The 17,511-nt window shown below is 70.8% G+C and carries 13 protein-coding genes and 1 tRNA gene; 9 read left to right on the top strand and 5 right to left on the bottom strand.

The features are described from left to right. Positions 1-151: 151 nt before the first annotated feature. Positions 152-1,834: an MFS transporter gene (locus tag ACFYMC_RS14310; protein WP_388523813.1), complete on the top strand. Its 1,683-nt coding sequence runs from the start codon at positions 152-154 to the stop codon at positions 1,832-1,834. Beyond that, entirely contained in the window at positions 1,831-2,745 is a 915-nt protein-coding gene (locus tag ACFYMC_RS14305; RefSeq protein ID WP_388523811.1) for a hypothetical protein, read from the top strand. The genes ACFYMC_RS14310 and ACFYMC_RS14305 overlap by 4 nt, the downstream gene beginning before the upstream one ends. 73 nt (positions 2,746-2,818) lie before the next feature. Here the strand turns inward: ACFYMC_RS14305 and ACFYMC_RS14300 are convergent, their stop codons facing one another. The 3 genes from ACFYMC_RS14300 to ACFYMC_RS14290 form a co-directional block, all read right to left on the bottom strand. Continuing rightward, positions 2,819-3,709 (bottom strand): DivIVA domain-containing protein, encoded by an 891-nt coding sequence (locus ACFYMC_RS14300; protein ID WP_388523808.1) that lies wholly within the window; start codon positions 3,707-3,709, stop codon positions 2,819-2,821. A 315-nt stretch (positions 3,710-4,024) separates the two neighbouring features. Then, entirely contained in the window at positions 4,025-6,232 is a 2,208-nt protein-coding gene (locus tag ACFYMC_RS14295; RefSeq protein WP_388523805.1) for an SUKH-4 family immunity protein, read from the bottom strand. Positions 6,233-6,242: 10 nt separating this feature from the next. Then, positions 6,243-7,229 carry an SMI1/KNR4 family protein gene (locus ACFYMC_RS14290; protein ID WP_388523803.1) on the bottom strand — a complete coding sequence of 329 codons (987 nt, stop codon included), beginning with the start codon at positions 7,227-7,229 and terminating at the stop codon, positions 6,243-6,245. Between the two features lie 266 nt (positions 7,230-7,495). Here ACFYMC_RS14290 and ACFYMC_RS14285 point away from each other — a divergent pair, with 266 nt between their 5' ends. Together ACFYMC_RS14285 and ACFYMC_RS14280 are read left to right on the top strand one after the other, a co-directional pair. Further along, positions 7,496-8,065: a YwqJ-related putative deaminase gene (locus ACFYMC_RS14285; protein WP_388523800.1), complete on the top strand. Its 570-nt coding sequence runs from the start codon at positions 7,496-7,498 to the stop codon at positions 8,063-8,065. 10 nt (positions 8,066-8,075) lie between these two features. Then, positions 8,076-8,585, top strand: a complete 510-nt coding sequence (locus ACFYMC_RS14280) for an SUKH-3 domain-containing protein (protein WP_388523797.1) — start codon at positions 8,076-8,078, stop codon at positions 8,583-8,585. Between the two features lie 75 nt (positions 8,586-8,660). Here ACFYMC_RS14280 and ACFYMC_RS14275 read toward each other — a convergent pair whose 3' ends face one another. Continuing rightward, positions 8,661-9,959 (bottom strand): sensor histidine kinase, encoded by a 1,299-nt coding sequence (locus tag ACFYMC_RS14275; RefSeq protein WP_388523795.1) that lies wholly within the window; start codon positions 9,957-9,959, stop codon positions 8,661-8,663. A 368-nt stretch (positions 9,960-10,327) separates the two neighbouring features. On the opposite strand from ACFYMC_RS14275, the gene ACFYMC_RS14270 reads away from it, so the two are divergent. From ACFYMC_RS14270 to pth, 5 genes are all read left to right on the top strand, one after another. Continuing rightward, positions 10,328-10,399: transfer RNA gene (locus tag ACFYMC_RS14270), tRNA-Gln, on the top strand. Positions 10,400-10,508: 109 nt separating this feature from the next. After that, positions 10,509-11,957, top strand: coding sequence for a bifunctional UDP-N-acetylglucosamine diphosphorylase/glucosamine-1-phosphate N-acetyltransferase GlmU (gene glmU / locus ACFYMC_RS14265; protein ID WP_388523792.1), 1,449 nt, complete (start codon positions 10,509-10,511; stop codon positions 11,955-11,957). A gap of 127 nt (positions 11,958-12,084) precedes the next feature. Next, entirely contained in the window at positions 12,085-13,062 is a 978-nt protein-coding gene (locus tag ACFYMC_RS14260; protein WP_388523789.1) for a ribose-phosphate diphosphokinase, read from the top strand. A 190-nt stretch (positions 13,063-13,252) separates the two neighbouring features. After that, positions 13,253-13,840 (top strand): 50S ribosomal protein L25/general stress protein Ctc, encoded by a 588-nt coding sequence (locus ACFYMC_RS14255; protein WP_388523787.1) that lies wholly within the window; start codon positions 13,253-13,255, stop codon positions 13,838-13,840. Between the two features lie 83 nt (positions 13,841-13,923). Then, positions 13,924-14,514, top strand: coding sequence for an aminoacyl-tRNA hydrolase (pth, locus tag ACFYMC_RS14250; protein WP_388523784.1), 591 nt, complete (start codon positions 13,924-13,926; stop codon positions 14,512-14,514). A 96-nt stretch (positions 14,515-14,610) separates the two neighbouring features. Here pth and ppc read toward each other — a convergent pair whose 3' ends face one another. Beyond that, on the bottom strand, positions 14,611-17,358 hold the full coding sequence (ppc, locus tag ACFYMC_RS14245; protein ID WP_388523781.1) for a phosphoenolpyruvate carboxylase: 2,748 nt from the start codon (positions 17,356-17,358) through the stop codon (positions 14,611-14,613). Between the last annotated feature and the right edge of the window lie 153 nt (positions 17,359-17,511).

The raw sequence follows: 17,511 nt of genomic DNA, 5'->3' as shown, positions 1-17,511 counted from the left end.
GCCGCGGCGATCTGGCACAACCACAAGACCAAACAACCGGTCATGCGATCCCTGATCGCCTACGACCACTGATCACATCGGAATGACTCGTCTAGGGGTCTACGACTTGCGGGCGAGGGGCAACTGCGGGGTATCGCCGCGCACTGCCTTGATGAGAAGGTGTTCCGGGCGTTTTACGTGCACGGTGAAAGGATCTCGCGAGGTGAGCGGACCACACAGCCGAACGTCGGCCGCAGCGCCCGCGGTGCACGCGCGTCGACGCGGCCCGGTGGTCGCCGCACTCATGCTCGCCATGGCCTTGGCCGCACTCGACGGGACCATCGTCGCCACCGCCGTCCCCCAGATCGTGGGCGACCTCGGCGGCTTCTCCGTCTTCTCCTGGCTCTTCTCCGGCTACCTGCTCGCGGTCACCGTAACCCTCCCGGTGTACGGAAAGCTCTCCGACGGCTTCGGTCGCAAACCGGTCCTGCTCTTCGGCATCACACTGTTCCTGGCCGGTTCCTTACTGTGCGCCGCCGCCTGGAACATGGCGGCCCTCATCGCCTTCCGGATCGTCCAGGGGCTGGGCGGCGGAGCAGTCCAGGGAACGGTCCAGACCCTCGCGGCCGACCTCTACCCGCTCAAGGAACGCCCCAGGATCCAAGCCCGCCTCTCCACCGTGTGGGCCGTCTCCTCCGTGGCGGGACCGGCCGTCGGCGGTCTCCTCGCCGCATACGCCGACTGGCGATGGATCTTCCTGCTGAACCTGCCGGTCGGAGCCCTCGCCCTGTGGCTGATCGCCCGTCACCTCAGCGAGCCCGCCCGCACACCGGGCCCTGCGCCACGGATCGACTGGGCCGGAGCCCTCGGCATCTTCGCCTGTGGTGGGCTCCTGCTGACCGCCCTCGTCCAAGGAGGCGTCGCCTGGCCCTGGCTGTCAGCCCCCTCCCTGGGACTGCTGGCCGCCAGCGCGGCCTTCGCAGCGCTGACGGTGTGGATCGAGCGCCGGGCCGCCGAGCCGATCATTCCCGGCTGGGTCTGGCGGCGCCGAACGATCGCCGCCGTCAACCTCGCACTGGGCGCACTCGGCCTGCTGATGACGGCACCGCTGGTATTCGTACCGACGTATGCCCAGTCCGTGTTGGGACTTGCTCCGGTGGCGGCCGGCTTCGTCATGTCCGTCATGACCCTGAGTTGGCCGATATCAGCCGCACTGAGCCAGCACGTGTACACCCGGATCGGCTTCCGCAACACAGCGGTCGTCGGCAGCGGCCTGTCCGTCCTGATCCTGCTGGCCTTCCCCCTGCTGCTGCCCCACCCCGCCCGGCCCTGGCAACCCGCCCTGATCATGCTGCTGCTCGGCGCGGCCCTCGGGCTCTTCCAGCTCCCCCTGATCGTCGGCGTCCAGTCCACGGTCGGCTGGTCCGAACGCGGCACCACCACCGCCTCGGTGCTGTTCTGCCGGCAGGTCGGCCAGTCCGTGGGCGCCGCGCTCTACGGCGCGGTGGCCAACGCCACCATCACCGCGCGCCTCGCCGGGGCGCCGGCGGCCGGCCTCCCCACCCACCTCGACGGCGTGGCCCGCGCCCTGGAACACCCCGAACTGCTCTCCGCCGCCGCAGCGCAACGCCTGCGCGAGGCCGTGGCCACGGCGATCGACCACGTCTTCACCGGTGCTGCGGCAGCCGCGGCACTGGCCCTGTTGGCATTGCTGCTCCTGGCACCGAGGCGGTTCCCGGTCCTGCCGGAACCATCCCCCGAAACCCCGGACGCCACGAGCCCGTCCGGCTTGTCAGACGGCCCACCGCCCGATACACCGGATCAAACGGGGCACTTGGGGGGAGCCAGCCGATGAGCGTCAGCGAACTGACCACCTGGGCAGCGTCAATCGGGGCCGTGGGCGCCCTTCTCCTGCTGCGCCGCGGCAACACCGTGCTCACCGGCCGGGACGGCCGGATGTCCACCTCCACCACCCTCGCCCTGCTGTGGACCTGGATCGTGGTCTGGATGCTCGGCACGCTCCTGGTGTACGCCATGCTCGTCGCAGAGGACGTCCGTTACCTCACCGGTGGTTTATCCGGGCCGGAGCCACTCGACGCGCTCGCACCCGAGTACCTGCTGTTGCTCGGCGGACCGTTCGCCGCGCTCGTCGCCTCCAAGGGGATCGTCGCCGGCCGCATAGAGAGCGGCCACTACACGAAGACCGGCAGCCCGGGGCGCCCCCAGCACCGCCAGTTGATCACCAACGACGTGGGCCGCACCGATCTGGTCGACCTCCAGTACGTGGTCTTCAACCTGCTCGCCATGGCCTACGTGGTCTGGCCCTTCCTCGCCGACGTCAAGGGCGGACTGCCGGCGGTACCGCCCGAACTCGCCCTGCTGACCGGCGGCCCCGCCGCGGCCTTCGTCACCAACAAACTGGTGGCCGCGCCGGTTCCGGTCATCACGGACGCCGTCTACGACCCGGCGAGGCGGACCCTGCGCGCCAAGGGCGGCGGCTTCCGTCCCGAGGGGCGCAGTTGCACCGTGAGCGTGGATGGAACGGAGCTTCCCGCCTCGGGGGACGACGGGTGCGTGGAAACCCTGCTGGAACAGCCGCCGACATCCACCACGACCGTGGTGGTCACCACCGGGACCGGCCAGCGCAGCAACCCCCAGCGGGTGCGCTCCACCGCGCCGGACCCCGGCCGCACGACCGAACCACCACCGCCCCGGGCCGAACCGGTGAGCAGCTCCCCACCGCCACCACGGGCCAGCGCCGGCTGACGCCCAAGCCCGAACGGGCCGCAGCTGGGACCCACCGGGAGCACCGGGGCCAGCCTTCGGGCGCGGGCCCACCTCATCCCTCGGTGCGGGCCGTCCGTCCGGTCAGTGCCGCAAGACTGGAGCGGACATGGTCCATGTGGGCCCGCACCTCGTCCCGCCCCTGCTCGTGTTCCCGTAGAACCCGCTCGGTCTCGCGGACCACGCGCTCCTCGCCGACCCGTGCCTTCGCGATCAACTCGGCGGCGTGCGCCTGCGCGTCCTCCTGATCGCGCCGGGCGGACTCGGTGGCCGCCGCGTGCGCGCGCTCGGCCTCGGCCAGCTGTGCCTGCGCGTACTCCTCCATCTCCAGGCACCGCGCGTGGAGATGCTCCTGCTGTTCCGCCAACTCCCGCTCCACCGCCTCCCAGCGCTCCGCTTGCTCGTCACGCTGGTCGGCCAGCATCCCCTCGGTCTGCCGGTGCGCCCGGGCCAACTCCGCCTGCGCCTGTTCCCGCCACACCCCGGCGTCCTGCCCGGCGCACTGCCGGGTCTCCTCCGCTGTGCGCCGGGCGTGCTCAAGGGCCTGACGGGCGCGCACCTCCGTCTGGTCGCGCACCGCCTGCGCATCCTGAAGGGCGAGCTCCGCCACTCGGTCGGCATGGGCCCTGGCCGACTCCGCGTATGTCGCCGCGTCCGCCTGTGCCCGCCCGGTGACGGCTCGCGCCTCCTCCTCGACCAAGGTGAGGACCTGCCGCGCTCGGGCGCTGAGCGAGTCATAGCGCTGGGGGGCCAGCGACTCCACCGCAGTGGCCAAGGCCTGGGCCTCGGCCTCCATCTGCTTGGCGAGGACCGTCAGCCGGGCCACCCGCTCCCAGGCCTGATCGCGGGAGGCCGCGAGACGTGCGAGGTAGCGGTCGACCTGCTCGGGTCGGTATCCGCGGACGCGGACGCTCGCGAACCGCTGGGGTGGCATGGCTGCACTCATCCTGTAAGCCCCTCTCGGCCACGCGGCGCAAAACGCACGGCCATTCGACCCGGCTCGCTCTCGACGCCCATCTTGAAGGACACGGAGAACCACTCAAAACGCGACACTCCGCCCACTCCTGGGGTCAAGGATGCGGCAAATGGCGGCAGAAGTCGGAATCAGGTCAGTGAAGGGCCGAAAGCATGACCGGAAACGGATGCCCCCGGACAGGGGAACGGCCGGGCGGGGACAAACCCCACCCGGCCGTTCACTCGTTCGCCTCTCTCGCCCTTCAGCTGGGCCGAACCGTCCCGGTCCGGCCCCCGGGCCGCTGCCTCACAGCAGTCCGTCCCACATCTGCTCCAGCAGCACCGACCACCAGCTGTCCGGCGAGGACAGCGCCGCACCGTCCAACGCGGCGAGTTGGGCTTGGAAGTCGACGGTCCAACGACCGGCCTGTTCGGGTGTCAGATGAAGCCGCAGCCGCCACATACGACCCAGCATCGCCATGGAACGGGCGAACTGCGGCAGGCTCGAATTCACGAACTGCGGCGGCACCGGCGCCCCGCCGGGCCCGCCCTCGACGGGCACCGCCACGATGTTGGCCGTCCCGTACTGCACACACAGCGCCTTGCCGAAGTCGCTGCCCACGACCAGGTACGAGGACGCGTCCGAAGCCGGCTGTAGCTGTCGTTGCAGCGCCAGCTCGGCGAGGGTGGGCACCGGTTGCCCCGGGACCGCCTGCGCCCAGAAGAAGGGACCGAAATCGGTCGGCAGGCCGGCCTGCACCAGGGTCGTCGCCACGATCTCGGGCACGCCCTGGCGGGACACCGCCCGCTGGTCGAAGCGGAAGACCCCCTGGAGCCCGAAGGCGTCGGTCAGCTCCTGGGCGATCGCCTCCAGGGGGATCGCCGGGAGGGTCTGGGTCGGCGGCAGCGCGGCACGGACCGGGGCCGGCCGGGCCGGACCGCCAGCCACCTGGTGCAACTCTCCCTGGTGGGTGAGTAGATGCCGTACGCCCTGCTGGCGGCTGGCGTGGTCAGTCCCGTACGGCGCGACGTTGGTGATCCGCACCTGGGGCCAGGTCTCCCGGATCATCCGGGCGCAGTAGCCGCCGGGCAGCTCGCAGGAAGCCAACTCCGTATGGAGCTCCAGGACCCGCTGCGGAGGTACGTTCAGAGCACGCAGCTCGTACAGGATCTGCCACTCCGGGTGCGGAGTACCGGGCGCCGAACGCCGGATGACCTGCTGCTCCGAGCCGTCGGCGGCGCGGTAGCGCAGCACGGCCTGGTAGCCGGGTCCCACCGTGGGCACCCCGGGCACCTGCGGGCGAGGGGCAGCCGCACCCGGCGCCCCGACCGGCCCCGGAGGCGGGGGAGGCCCCGGCACCCCTGCCGCGTTCGGCCCCACCACCGGCCCGCCGAGCACCGTCTCGGCCTGATGGACCTCCTCGCTCCCCCGGACGGAGGGCACCTTGCGCGGAGCTCCGGGCGGGCCCGGCGGTTGCGGCGCGCGTCCAGTAGTCGCCGCTCCGGGCGGGCCGGGCGGTTGCGGCATGACGGGCGCCGCGAGCACGGTGTCCGCCTGGTGCGAAGCGGGGCGTCCCGGCGCACCGGGCGGAGGCGGGGTGCCGACGTCGGCGCCCGCGGGCGCCGCAGGACGGCCGGCACGCTCGTCGGAGACCTCCACCGCCCGCACACCGAGCGCCGGGGCCACGGCGGTCGGCGGAAGTTGGCTGCCGCCGGCCATGAGTCTCGTCTCCGCCTCGGGCGCGACCCCTGGCCGGGGTGTGTCGTCCGCGTCCGAGCCGGACAAGGGGGGAGCGAACACCGTCGCGGGCAGCGGCACCGAATCCTCATCGCCCAGGCCATTGGTGTCGGTACCCGCCCAGGGGGTGGCCTCGGGCTGTGCCGGGCTGCCGGGCCGGGAGGACACCGGCGCCGCGCCGAGCGGTGCGGTGGGCTCCTCCGGGCCGGCGGCGGCCGGCGGCCGAGCCGGTACGGACGGACCGGAGGAGGCCGGACTCCGCGCAGGTGCCGGCGGGCCGAGGACGGAGGTCCGATCAGCCGTACCGGAGGGTGGGTCCAGCGGTGCACCCAACCCCGACGCCTGGGGGGCTGGCGTCGGATCACCCGCGGCCACGGACCCGGCGGCGGACGCCTGGGGTTCGGGTCGCGGCCCTGCGTCCGGATCGCGCAACCACTCCGGCGGGCTGAGGAGGAAGGAGGTCTGCTCGGAATCGATGCGCTGCGGTGGCACCGAGGACCCGCCCGAGGTCTCCTCCGGCGCCCCGTACTCCTGTTCGTAGCGGCGGATCACCTCGCCCACCGGCAGTCCTGGCCACAAGGTGGCCTCGCCGCTGTCCCGCGCGATCACCATCCGCTGCTTGCCGCCGCCCGAGACCGGACCGCCCTCGCGGTCCTCCGCCCACAGGACGAACCCGAGGCCGAACTCCCGCACCCGCACCTCACGGTGCTGGTAGGCGGGCACGTCTGCGTTGATCCACTCCTCGGCGCGTTCCTGCGCCTGCGCGAAAGTCACCATCGCTGCGCCCTCACTCCCCAGTGCTTTCGACGGGCACCGCCGTCGCGAAACCACCGTCCACCATCAGCCCCGCCATCGTCTCCAGCTCCGGTGGGCTACCGGCCAACCGCTCCAAGAACGCGTCGAAATCGGAGCCGCAGGGCAACAACAACCGCTCAACCCGTTCCTGCACCGTCCAGCCGTCACGGTCCCGCCCGTCGTCGTACGGGCAGAACCAGACCGATCCCGCTCCTTCGCCGCGAACCTTCACCGCGAGCAGTCCGCCCTGCACGAAGGCCACTCCGAGGTAGTCCTTCGTCACATGGTCGCGCAGGCACTTGTTGACGTAGACCAGGTCGTTGATCGCGGCTTCCTCACGGACCGTGAGGAACGGCTGGTCCACCAGCAGGCCCAGTTCCGCGTCCAGGCCGACTCCCACCGGCGCACAGCCCCCCGCCGCCTTCAGGAACGAGCGGTAGGCCTCCGGCAACCGGTAGCCGAGGTCCTCCTCGACACCGAGCAGTTGGGTCTCGGTCACCGGGCACCCGCTCTTGGGGAGCGCCAGGTGAACCGGTCGGGAATCCGCCGGCGGTCGGGTCCCACGCTTCTCGTGGTCGACCCCCGCGGTCGTCAGACCGGCGTGGTGCCTCAGCAGGGCCTTGACCTCTATCGGTACCAGCTCCAGCCGCCGGGTGCCCGCCACGTGGTGCCAGGTCCAGCCATGGGGCGTCGCCACCGGGTCGACGGTGTCCCACAGCTCGTGGCCCTGTGCATGCATCAGCGCGTTCGCTGAGACGTAGTCCGTCAGCCGAAGCTCGTCAACGCCGAAGCCCTCGGGGGGATCGGCGATCTCAGCCGCGGCACGCGCGTACGGCGTGAAGACGGGATGCCCGTCACCGTCGATCCGCACGCCCCGCGGGTGGCGCGCGGCCCGGACCGGGTCCGGGAAGTGCACGACCTGCCCGGCATAAGCACCGTTCGGTGGCGCGGTCTGCTGCCCGAGCCGACCTGTCGTCATGGCGGTAGCCCCCTGCTGGATCTGGCTTGGTTGGGCACAGCCTAAGCGGTGCCGGACCAGCCGGTCCCGCCCCGTACGGGGCCTCCTGGAGCAGGGCTGACGGGCCGTGTACGCCTCCTCACAACCGCGGACGGAAACGCCCGAATTGATACGAATATTCGACCCAGCTTCCTTAGCCCCGGACATATTTGGCAGGCTGTCACCACAACACGGGGGCGTGCACACCAAGCGGACACCCGCCGCGGGCACGGGAGGAACGGCAACGCATGCACAACGCGCGTAAGGCATCACGCACCGCAACCCGCACGGCGAACTCACCAACCGGCGCCACCGACCGCCCCGGCGGCGACCCCCGACTGGGGTGGAGCGGGCCGGCCGGCTCCGCCGCGCCCGTCCTGAAGTGCCGCCGGGACGGAATCCTGCCGACCGTCGCGGCAGCACTCTCCGTCCGGGGCGAAACCCTGACGGGGACCGCCGGCAAGGGAGACCGGCCGCCGGCACTGCATCCCCTCGTCCAGGACTTCCTCGACACCCTCGCCACCGCACAGCGCGAACGGTTCACCGGCCGCTGCCCGGAGGCGCTCCTGCTCTCCCGCCACCTCACGACGGTCGAGGCGGCGCGCAGCAAACGCGCCCAACGCAAACCGCTCACCCACGGCGAGGCACGCCGCTCGCTCAAGCAGGCCAAGTTGACCGCCCGCCGCATCCGGGAGGACGGGGACCCGCTCCACGGCAGCTACGCGCCGCCCTGCCGCTCCTGCGACGCGCTCCTCGCCCACTTCGGTGTCCGCGCCGTAGACCTCTCCGCACCCGATACCGCCACCGAGAAGGGCTGAGCCCGCCCAGATGCCCGCCGCTGCTGCCTCCTACGACTCCTCCGCGACCCGCTTCCCCGTCGGCGTGGACGCCTCGCTGCGCGCCGCCGGCTGGCAACCCGGCCGCTGGGACATCAAGCAGGCCGAATACTGGGCCGACGCCCTGCGCGACCACACCACGCCCGCCGGGCACCAGCACGCCGTCTTCCCCGCTGCCGTGGAGGCCTGGGCCGAGTTCGGCGGGCTGCACGTCACCTCTCGCGGGCCGGGCCGTCAGATAGCACCCACCGCGCTGCGCTTCGACCCGCTCAGCGGCCTCCACCTCGCACGCACCTTCACCGATCTGGGTCGTGCGCTGGACACCACGATCAGCCCCTTGGGGCAGGAGGGCGAGGGCAGCGCCCATCTGGCCATCGACGCACAGGGCCGGGTCTACAGCATCGACCACACCGGCGACTGGTACCTCGGAGCCGATATCGACGAGGCCCTCACGACCCTCCTCACCGGCCTCCAACCGACGCGGCTGCGGACCGCCGACTGAACCCGCCCGGGGCCCGGTACCGAAGGGGCCTCGGGCTTCCCCACTTCGTACGCCAGAGCGAGCCCGGAGCGGGCCTCAGCCGGATTCGGCGGCCCGCACCGCGCCCGGGAGCACGGCCGAGACACGGAACCCCCCGGCGTCCGTGGGCCCTGAGACGAACACGCCACCCAGGCCCAGCACCCGCTCCCGCATCCCCACCAGTCCGTTGCCACCGCTGGGAAGCCCGGCGCTGGTGACGGCCGCGTCGGAGGGGCCGTTCTCCACCTGCATCGCGACTTCTTCGGGTCGGTGGGCCAGGCGCACCCGCACCTTCGCCCCAGGCGCGTGCTTGTGCACGTTGGTCAGGGCTTCTTGAACCACCCGGTAGGCCGTCTGCTCCACCGGTCGGGAGTAACGCCGCACCTCTCCGTGAACCTCCAGCTCGACGACCATTCCGGCCGTGCGCGACTGACCCACCAGCGCCTCCAACTCCTCCAGCGAGGGTCCTTCCTCCACCACCGCGGCCGTCACCACGGCAACCTCCGGCACCTCCGGGCGGCCGGTCGGTGCGGGCTCGCCGGCCCGCAGCACGCCCAACATCTCGCGGAGCTCGGTCAGTGCCTGCCGCCCCATGTCCCCGACCAGGGCGGCGTTCTTGGCCGCCTTCGTCGGGTCCTTGGCCGCCACCGCCTGGAGCGCCGCCGCGTGCACCACCATCAAGGAGACCCGGTGCGCCACCACGTCGTGCATCTCACGGGCGATCCGCGTGCGCTCCTCTCGGCGCGCCCACTCGGCACGCTCCTCCGCCCGGTCGGCCAGCAGCATGAGTTCCCGTTCCAGGGAGTCGGCCCGTTCCTGAAGGCTCTCCATCAGGCGCCGCCGCGCACCCACGTACAGGCCAAGCAGCACCGGCGGGGCGGTCATGCCCACCGACATGAAGAGCGAGACGACCGGCACGAACCACTGGTCGAACTCCGAGCCGCCGCCGGAGACGTCCTGGCTGGTCCGCACGTACGTCACCACCAGCGTCCCGACCAGTGCCATGGACGCCAGCACCGCCGTGATCCGGCGGGGTACATCGGCCGCGGCGAGGGTGTAGAGACCCACCACGGTCAGCAGGAAGCCCATCTCTGCGGGGGTGATGGCGATCGCCAACAGCACCACGGTCACCGGCCAGCGGCGGCGCACCACGAGCACGGCCCCCACGGCCAGCCCCAGGAGCACGCCGAAGCCGACGGGTACGCCGGCTTGCTCGGCGAAACCCACTCCCTCGAACGCGCACTCCGCGGCCGAGGCGGCCCCCAGCGAGAGGTCCAGCGCCGCCCCGCGGCGCCGTTCCCACCACCAGGGGCCGGCCCGGCCCGCTCCGCCCTGCTGCTCCCCCGAACTGGTCATACCGTCAGCCTAAGGGCGGGTTCCCGGCCCCTTCCGGGCATTTACCCCACGCACCGCACACACGAGCGAGTGCCGGGTGGGAAATCGCCCGTCCACCAGCGGAGGAGGGCGAATCACCGGTTCCTCCGCGCGAGTGGTCAAACGGCAAGGGCGTACGCCTCTCGTCCCGACCTGCCGTTCGAGTCCACACGCCATCTCGGGACGCCCCGCCCACCGGACCACGACCGGCCCGAGTCGCGCGGCGGAACCTCAACCCACGGACCTCCGCCGAGCCGCGCTGAGGTGCCTCGCGTTGAGGCTGCCTGGTACGGCATAGTAGGTGCCGGCAGATCTCCCGACCGGAGAAGTAGTCCGGTTTGGATGCATGATCCCCCGTGGTGTAATTGGCAGCACTGTGGCTTTTGGTGCCATCTGTTCGGGTTCGAGTCCTGACGGGGGAGCAACGCCAGGCGGGTCCCGACCGGTGCGGTCGGGACCCGCCCCCATGAAGGGCGCGATACCCCCCGGTATCCTTCGGATGTCCAACACCTGAAGCCGAAGGGCACATCCGTGAGCGCCAACCGCCCGGCAGCCGTCGTCGTACTCGCAGCGGGTGAGGGCACCCGCATGAGGTCGACCACTCCCAAGGTTTTGCACGAGATCTGCGGGCGCACGCTCGTGGGCCACGTGGTCTGCGCAGCCCAGGAGCTGGATCCCGAACATCTCGTCGTCGTTGTGGGGCACGCCCGCGAGAAGGTCCAAGGGCACCTCCAGTCCCAGCACCCGGGCACCCGCACCGCGGTGCAGGAGGAACAGAACGGAACGGGTCACGCCGTCCGGATGGCTCTGGAGGAGCTCGGCGGCACCGTTGAAGGCACCGTGATCGTGGTGTGCGGGGACACCCCGCTGCTGACCGGCGCGACCCTCTCGACTCTGACCGCCACCCACACCGCCGACGCGAACGCCGTCACCGTGCTGAGCGCCGAGGTGCCGGACTCCACCGGCTACGGCCGCATCGTGCGCGACGGGCTCTCCGGCGCCGTCACCGAGATCGTCGAACACAAGGACGCCACCGACGCACAGCGCGCCATCCGGGAGATCAACTCTGGCGTCTTCGCCTTCGACGGGAAGCTGTTGACCGAGGCCCTGGGACAGGTGCGCACCGACAACAGCCAAGGTGAGGAGTACCTCACCGACGTTCTGGGCATCCTGCGCACGGCCGGGCACCGGGTGGGCGCCTGCCTGGCCGGCGACCACCGGGAGATCCTCGGCATCAACAACCGGGTTCAGCTGGCCCAGGCACGCGGCCTCCTGAACGCCCGCCTGCTGGAGCGAGCCATGCTCGCCGGCGTGACAGTGGTGGACCCGGCCTCGACCATGATCGACGTAACGGTGACTTTCGGCCAGGACTCACTCATCCACCCCGGCACCCAGCTCCTCGGCGCCACCCATGTGGCCGAAGGCGCCGAGGTGGGCCCCAACAGCCGCCTGACCGACACCCGCGTGGGCGTGAACGCCCGGGTGGACAACACCGTGGCCAACGACGCCGAGATCGGCGAGTCCGCCAGCGTCGGCCCCTACGCCTACCTGCGCCCCGGCACCCGTCTGGGCGTGAAGGCCAAGGCGGGCACGTACGTCGAGATGAAGAACGCGACGATCGGCGAGGGCACCAAGGTGCCGCACCTTTCGTACGTGGGTGACGCCACCATCGGCGACCACACGAACATCGGCGCGGCCAGCGTGTTCGTGAACTACGACGGCGAGCACAAGCACCACACCACCATCGGCTCACACTGCAAGACGGGTTCGGACAACATGTTTGTGGCACCCGTCACGGTCGGAGACGGCGCCTACACCGCTGCCGGCTCCGTGATCACCAAGGATGTTCCGCCCGGCGCACTGGCCGTCGCCCGTGGCCAGCAAAGGAATATCGAGGGTTGGGTGGCTCGCAAGCGTCCGGGCAGCGCCGCCGCGCAAGCGGCTCTGTCGACGGCTGAGGGGTCGGCCGCCGAGGTCTGACCGGAAACAGGTACGCCGATCTCGGCGTACCGTGATAGGTGCACGTAATTCGGCTGGCTCACCGTGCGCGGGACGGACGTCGCACGGGGGTGCAGCAGCTTTTCAACACGTCTGAGGAGACAGTGCTGTGACCGGGATCAAGACGACCGGCGAGAAGAAGCTGATGCTCTTCTCCGGCCGCGCCCACCCCGAGCTGGCCGAGGAGGTCGCACACCAGCTGGGTGTCGGTCTCGTGCCGACCAAGGCCTTCGACTTCGCCAACGGCGAGATCTACGTACGGTTCCAGGAGTCGGCCCGTGGCGCCGACTGCTTCGTGATGCAGAGCCACACGGCTCCCATCAACAAGTGGATCATGGAGCAGCTGATCATGATCGACGCGCTGAAGCGCGCGTCGGCCCGCTCCATCACCGTGATCATCCCCTCCTACGGTTACGCCCGTCAGGACAAGAAGCACCGTGGCCGCGAGCCGATCTCGGCCCGCCTGGTCGCCGACATGCTCAAGACCGCCGGCGCGGACCGCATCCTGACGGTGGACCTGCACACCGACCAGATCCAGGGCTTCTTCGACGGCCCGGTGGACCACCTCTCCGCCCTGCCGGTGCTCGCCGACTACGTGGGCGCCAAGGTCGACCGCACCAAATTGACCGTGGTCTCCCCCGACGCCGGCCGCGTCCGCGTCGCCGACCGCTGGTGCGACCGACTGGACGCCCCGCTGGCGATCGTGCACAAGCGCCGGGACAAGGACGTCGCCAACCAGGTGACCGTCCACGAGGTCGTGGGTGACGTACGGGGCCGCATCTGCGTCCTGGTGGACGACATGATCGACACCGGTGGCACCATCTGCGCGGCAGCCGAGGCGCTGTTCGCCAACGGCGCGGAGGACGTGATCGTGACCGCGACGCACGGCATCCTCTCCGGCCCGGCCGCGGACCGCCTGAAGAACTCCAAGGTCAGCGAGTTCGTCTTCACCAACACCCTGCCCGACCCGGGTGACCTGGAACTCGACAAGATCACGGTGCTGTCCATGGCGCCCACCATCGCCCGTGCGGTGCGCGAGGTCTTCGAGAACGGATCGGTGACGAACCTCTTCGAGGAACAGGGCTGACCGTCCCCTCAAGAGATCCTTTTGGGCGCGGCCTCCCCGCCGGGTAGACTCCTGGAGTTGCTCGGCGAGGGAGGCCGCGCCTTTCACCTTTCGAGGTGGGTGCGGGCGCTCCGTTATCGACGCGCTCTTCGTAGCAGGCCGTTCCGGCCGGGTGACCCTGTCCGTTTCAGTCACCCCACGAGGAGTGAACATGTCCGAGGTCAAGCTTTCCGCCGAGCGCCGCACCACCTTCGGCAAGGGTTCCGCCCGCCAGGCGCGTCGTGCCTCCCAGATCCCCGCCGTCATCTACGGTCACGGCCAGGACCCGCAGCACGTCAACGTCGAGGGTCACGGCCTGTTCATGGCGCTGAAGACCCCGAACGTCCTGATCTCGCTGGACATCGACGGTGCCGGCACCGAGCTGGTCATCCCCAAGGCCATCCAGCGTCACCCGCTCAAGCGCACCATCAGCCACGTCGACTTCCTGCTCGTGAAGAAGGGCGAGAAGGTCACCGTCGAGGTCGCGGTCCACACCGAGGGCGAGCTGGCCCCCGGCGGCAACATGCTGGAGACCCTGCTGACCACCGTGGCGGTCGAGGCCGAGGCCACCCACATCCCCGAGTCCGTCACGGTCTCCATCGCGGGCCTGGAGGCCGGCGCCACCATCCACGCCAAGGACCTGGTCCTCCCCGCTGGCTCGACCCTGGCCGTCGACGGCGACGTCGCCGTCCTGCAGGTCGTCGCCCCGCAGGCCGAGGAGCCGGCCGCCGAGGGTGAGACCGAGGGCACCGAGGCCTGAGCCTCAGCCACCAGTTGCTGACCGACCGCCGTCCCGCTCCACTGGAGCGGGACGGCGGTCGTCCTTCGTGAAGGAGCTTTTCGATGTCGGACGAGTCGAGCCCCTGGCTGATCGTGGGTCTGGGCAACCCGGGGCCCGAGTACGCCGGACACCGGCACAACGTGGGCTTCATGGTCGTGGACCTGCTGGCCCAGCGCGTCGGCGGCCGGTTCAAGGCGCACAAGGCGCGGGCGCAGGTCGTGGAAGGTCGCATCGGCCCACCCGGGCCCGCGAACCGGCGGATCGTGCTGGCCAAGCCGCAGTCGTACATGAACCTGTCGGGCGGCCCGGTGACGGCGCTGAGGGACTTCTACAAGGTCCCGACGGAGCGGATCGTGGCGGTGCACGACGAACTGGACATCGACCACGGGGTGCTGCGCCTGAAACTGGGCGGCGGGGACAACGGCCACAACGGCCTCAAGTCCATGACGAAGGCAATGGGGTCCGACTACCACCGGCTGCGCTTCGGGATCGGTCGCCCACCCGGTCGGATGCAGGTCGCCGACTTCGTCCTCAAGGACTTCTCCTCGGCCGAACGCAAGGAACTGGACTACTTCGTGGACCGCGCCGCCGATGCGGTGGAGTGCCTGGTCCTGGAGGGGCTGGAGCGCGCCCAGTCCACGTACAACTCCTGACTGGCCGGGCACGGTCCGCCGGCGCGATCGCCGAAGGCCCCTTGGACCCACGCGCTCGGCGGGTCCAAGGGGCCTTCGGCTGCCGTGTGTTCGGGCTCAGCCGGTGTTGCGCAGTCCGGCTGCGACTCCGTTGACCGTCAGCAGCAGGGCACGGGCGAGCAGCGGGTCAGCCGGTTCGCCGCGCTCGGCGGCGGCCCGTTGGCGGGCCAGCAGGGTGACCTGGAGGTAGGAGATCGGGTCCAGGTAGGCGTCCCGCACGGCGAAGGTCTGCTGGAGGACCGGGTTGGAGTCCAGCAGCTGCTCCCCGCCGGTGATGCGCAGGACCTCGCGCACGGTGAGCTCGTGCTCGGCCTCGATGGTCTCGAAGACGTGCCGCAACTCGTCGGGGACCAGGGTGTCCACGTAGTGCCGCGCGATCCGCAGGTCCGTCTTGGCCAGGGTCATCTCGACGTTGGACAGGAAGTTGCGGAAGAAGTGCCAACGCTCCTGCATCTCGGCGAGGGCGTCGTCCTGACCGGCTTCCCGCAGCGCCTTGAGCCCCGATCCCACACCGAACCAGCCGGGGACGATCTGCCGGGACTGGGTCCAGCCGAACACCCACGGGATGGCCCGCAGACCGTCCAGCCCGGCGCCGCTGTCCGGACGACGGGAGGGCCGGGAGCCCAGGTGGAGGTCGGCGAGCTGGTCCACCGGGGTGGCCGCGAAGAAGTACGCGGGCAGGTCGGGGTCCTCCACCAGACGCCGGTAGGCGCCGTGGGCCGCGTCCGAGACGATGTCCATGGCCGCGTCCCAGCGGGTCAGCGACTCGTCCGACTGCCGGGGGGCGGTGTGCAGGGCGGACGCCTGGAGGGTGGCGGCCACCGTCAGTTCGAGGTTCTCCCGGGCCAGCGAGGGCACGAGGTACTTGTCGGAGATGACCTCGCCCTGTTCGGTGACCTTGATCTCCCCGTCCAGGGTGCCCCAGGGCTGAGCCAGGATCGCGTCGTGCGAAGGACCACCGCCACGGCCCACGGTGCCGCCGCGGCCGTGGAAGAGACGCAACCGCACGCCGTAGCGGTGCGCGACGTCACGCAGTCGACGCTGGGCCCGGTGGATCTCCCACTGGCTCGTGGTGATTCCGCCGAACTTCGAAGAGTCGGAGTACCCGAGCATGACCTCCTGTACATCGCCACGGAGCGAGACCAGACGCCGGTAGGAGGGGTCGGCGAGCATCTCGTCGAGGATGACGTCGGCGGCCCGCAGCTCGTCCGTGGTCTCCAGCAAGGGGACGATGCCGATCTTGGCCCAGCCGGCGTGCAGATCGAGGAGACCGGCCTCGCGGGCGAGGACCGCGGCGGCGAACACGTCATCGGCGCCCTGGCACATCGAAATGATGTACGACTCGATGACTTCGGGGCCGAACCGGTCGAAGGCGTCCTTGATGGCGTGGAAGACCCCGAGCGTCTTGTGCCCCGCGGCGTCCAGCGGAGCCGGGGTGGGTGCGAGCGGTCGGCGCGAGCGCAGTTCCTTGGCGAGGAGCTTCTGCCGGTAGTCGCGCGGCATGTCCGCGTAACGCCAGGACTCCTCGCCGAGCCGGTCGAAGAGCTGACCCAGGGCGTGATGGTGTGCGTCGGCGTGCTCCCGGACGTCCATCGTGGCCAGCTGGAGGCCGAAGGCCGCCAGGGTACGGATGGTGCGGTCCATGTGGCCGTCGGCGAACAGGCCGCCACGGTGCTCGCGCAGCGAGGTCTGGATCAAGGTGAGGTCGGTCAGCAGCTCCGAGGTGCCCAGGTAGTCCCGGCCGTCCTCGTGGGGGGTGCCCTTGGCCAGCCGCTCCCGGGTGTTGACCAGCTTCTGTCGGACGCAGGTGGCCTTGAGCCGGTAGGGCTCCTCAGCGTTGAGCCGCTTGTAGCGGGGGCTGATCTCGGGGAGCCGTTCGAGGTCGCTCTGGAGGCTGGCGAGCAGTTCCTCGGTGGCGCCGGCGTAACGGATGGAGTTGGACAGCAGCCCACGCAGGTGGTCGACGAGGTCGAGGGCGTCGGTGATGCCGTGCTCGTGCTGGAGGATCAGCACGTCCTTGGTGACCTGGGGAGTGACATTGGGATTGCCGTCCCGGTCGCCGCCGATCCAGGTGCCGAAGGTGAGCGGGCGGGTCCCGGGCGGCAGTTCGACACCGACCCGCTGGAGCTCGGCGGCGAGATCCTCCAGCACGTCCCCGACAGCACCGGCGTGCAGCTCGTCGAGGTAGTAGATGGCGTTGCGTGCCTCGTCGGCCGGCTCGGGCCGCACGACGCGCAGCTCGTCGGTCTGCCAGACGAGGTCGATGTTCTCGGCGAGCCTCAGGTCATGGCGTCGACGGTCGCCGACCCCCTCGACCGGGGTCTCCAGCAGGGCGGCGATACGGCGGAGCTTGGTGAGCACGCTGCGGCGAGCCGCCTCGGTGGGGTGCGCCGTGAAGACGGGACGCACGTTCAGGTGGGCGACCGTCTCCCGCAGGTGCTCGGGGTCGGCGTCCTTGAGCATGTCCGCGGTGCGGGCCAGGAGGCCGCCCTCGGCTGCGCGGCGCTCACGCATCTCCTTGCCGCGGTGCACCTGCTCGGTGACGTTGGCGAGGTGGAAGTAGGTGGAGAAGGCGCGCACCAGCTTGGCGGCGGTCTCCAGGTCGGTGTCGCCTAGGAGGGCGGCGGCGGCCTCACCGTCGGTTCGGGTGAGGGCGCGTACGCGTTCGACGAGGTCGAGGAGGTCTGGGCCTTCCTGGCGCACCAGGGTCTCGCCCAGGAGGTCGCCCAATCGGCGGATGTCCGCGCGCAGCTCTGCGCCGGCGGTCGCCGAATTCGTGGTGGAGGTCTGGTCGGCACTGCTCACAGGTGCGGCTCCTTGCAGTGTTTCGAGCGCTACTGGGAGTGGGTTCCGGGGAGCGTGCGGCTGGGAAGGCTGCTGTTGCAGCCCCGGGTTACCCGCGCGGACCGCGCTGTCCGACGCGCACAGGATATCGGTGGGCCGGTAGCCGACTCGCCC

The sequence above is a fragment of the Streptomyces sp. NPDC006879 genome, from assembly GCF_042869595.1.
Classification (GTDB): Bacteria; Actinomycetota; Actinomycetes; order Streptomycetales; family Streptomycetaceae; genus Streptomyces.
The sequence above is the reverse complement of the archived record's forward strand: the minus strand, read 5'-3'. Positions and strand labels throughout refer to the sequence as shown.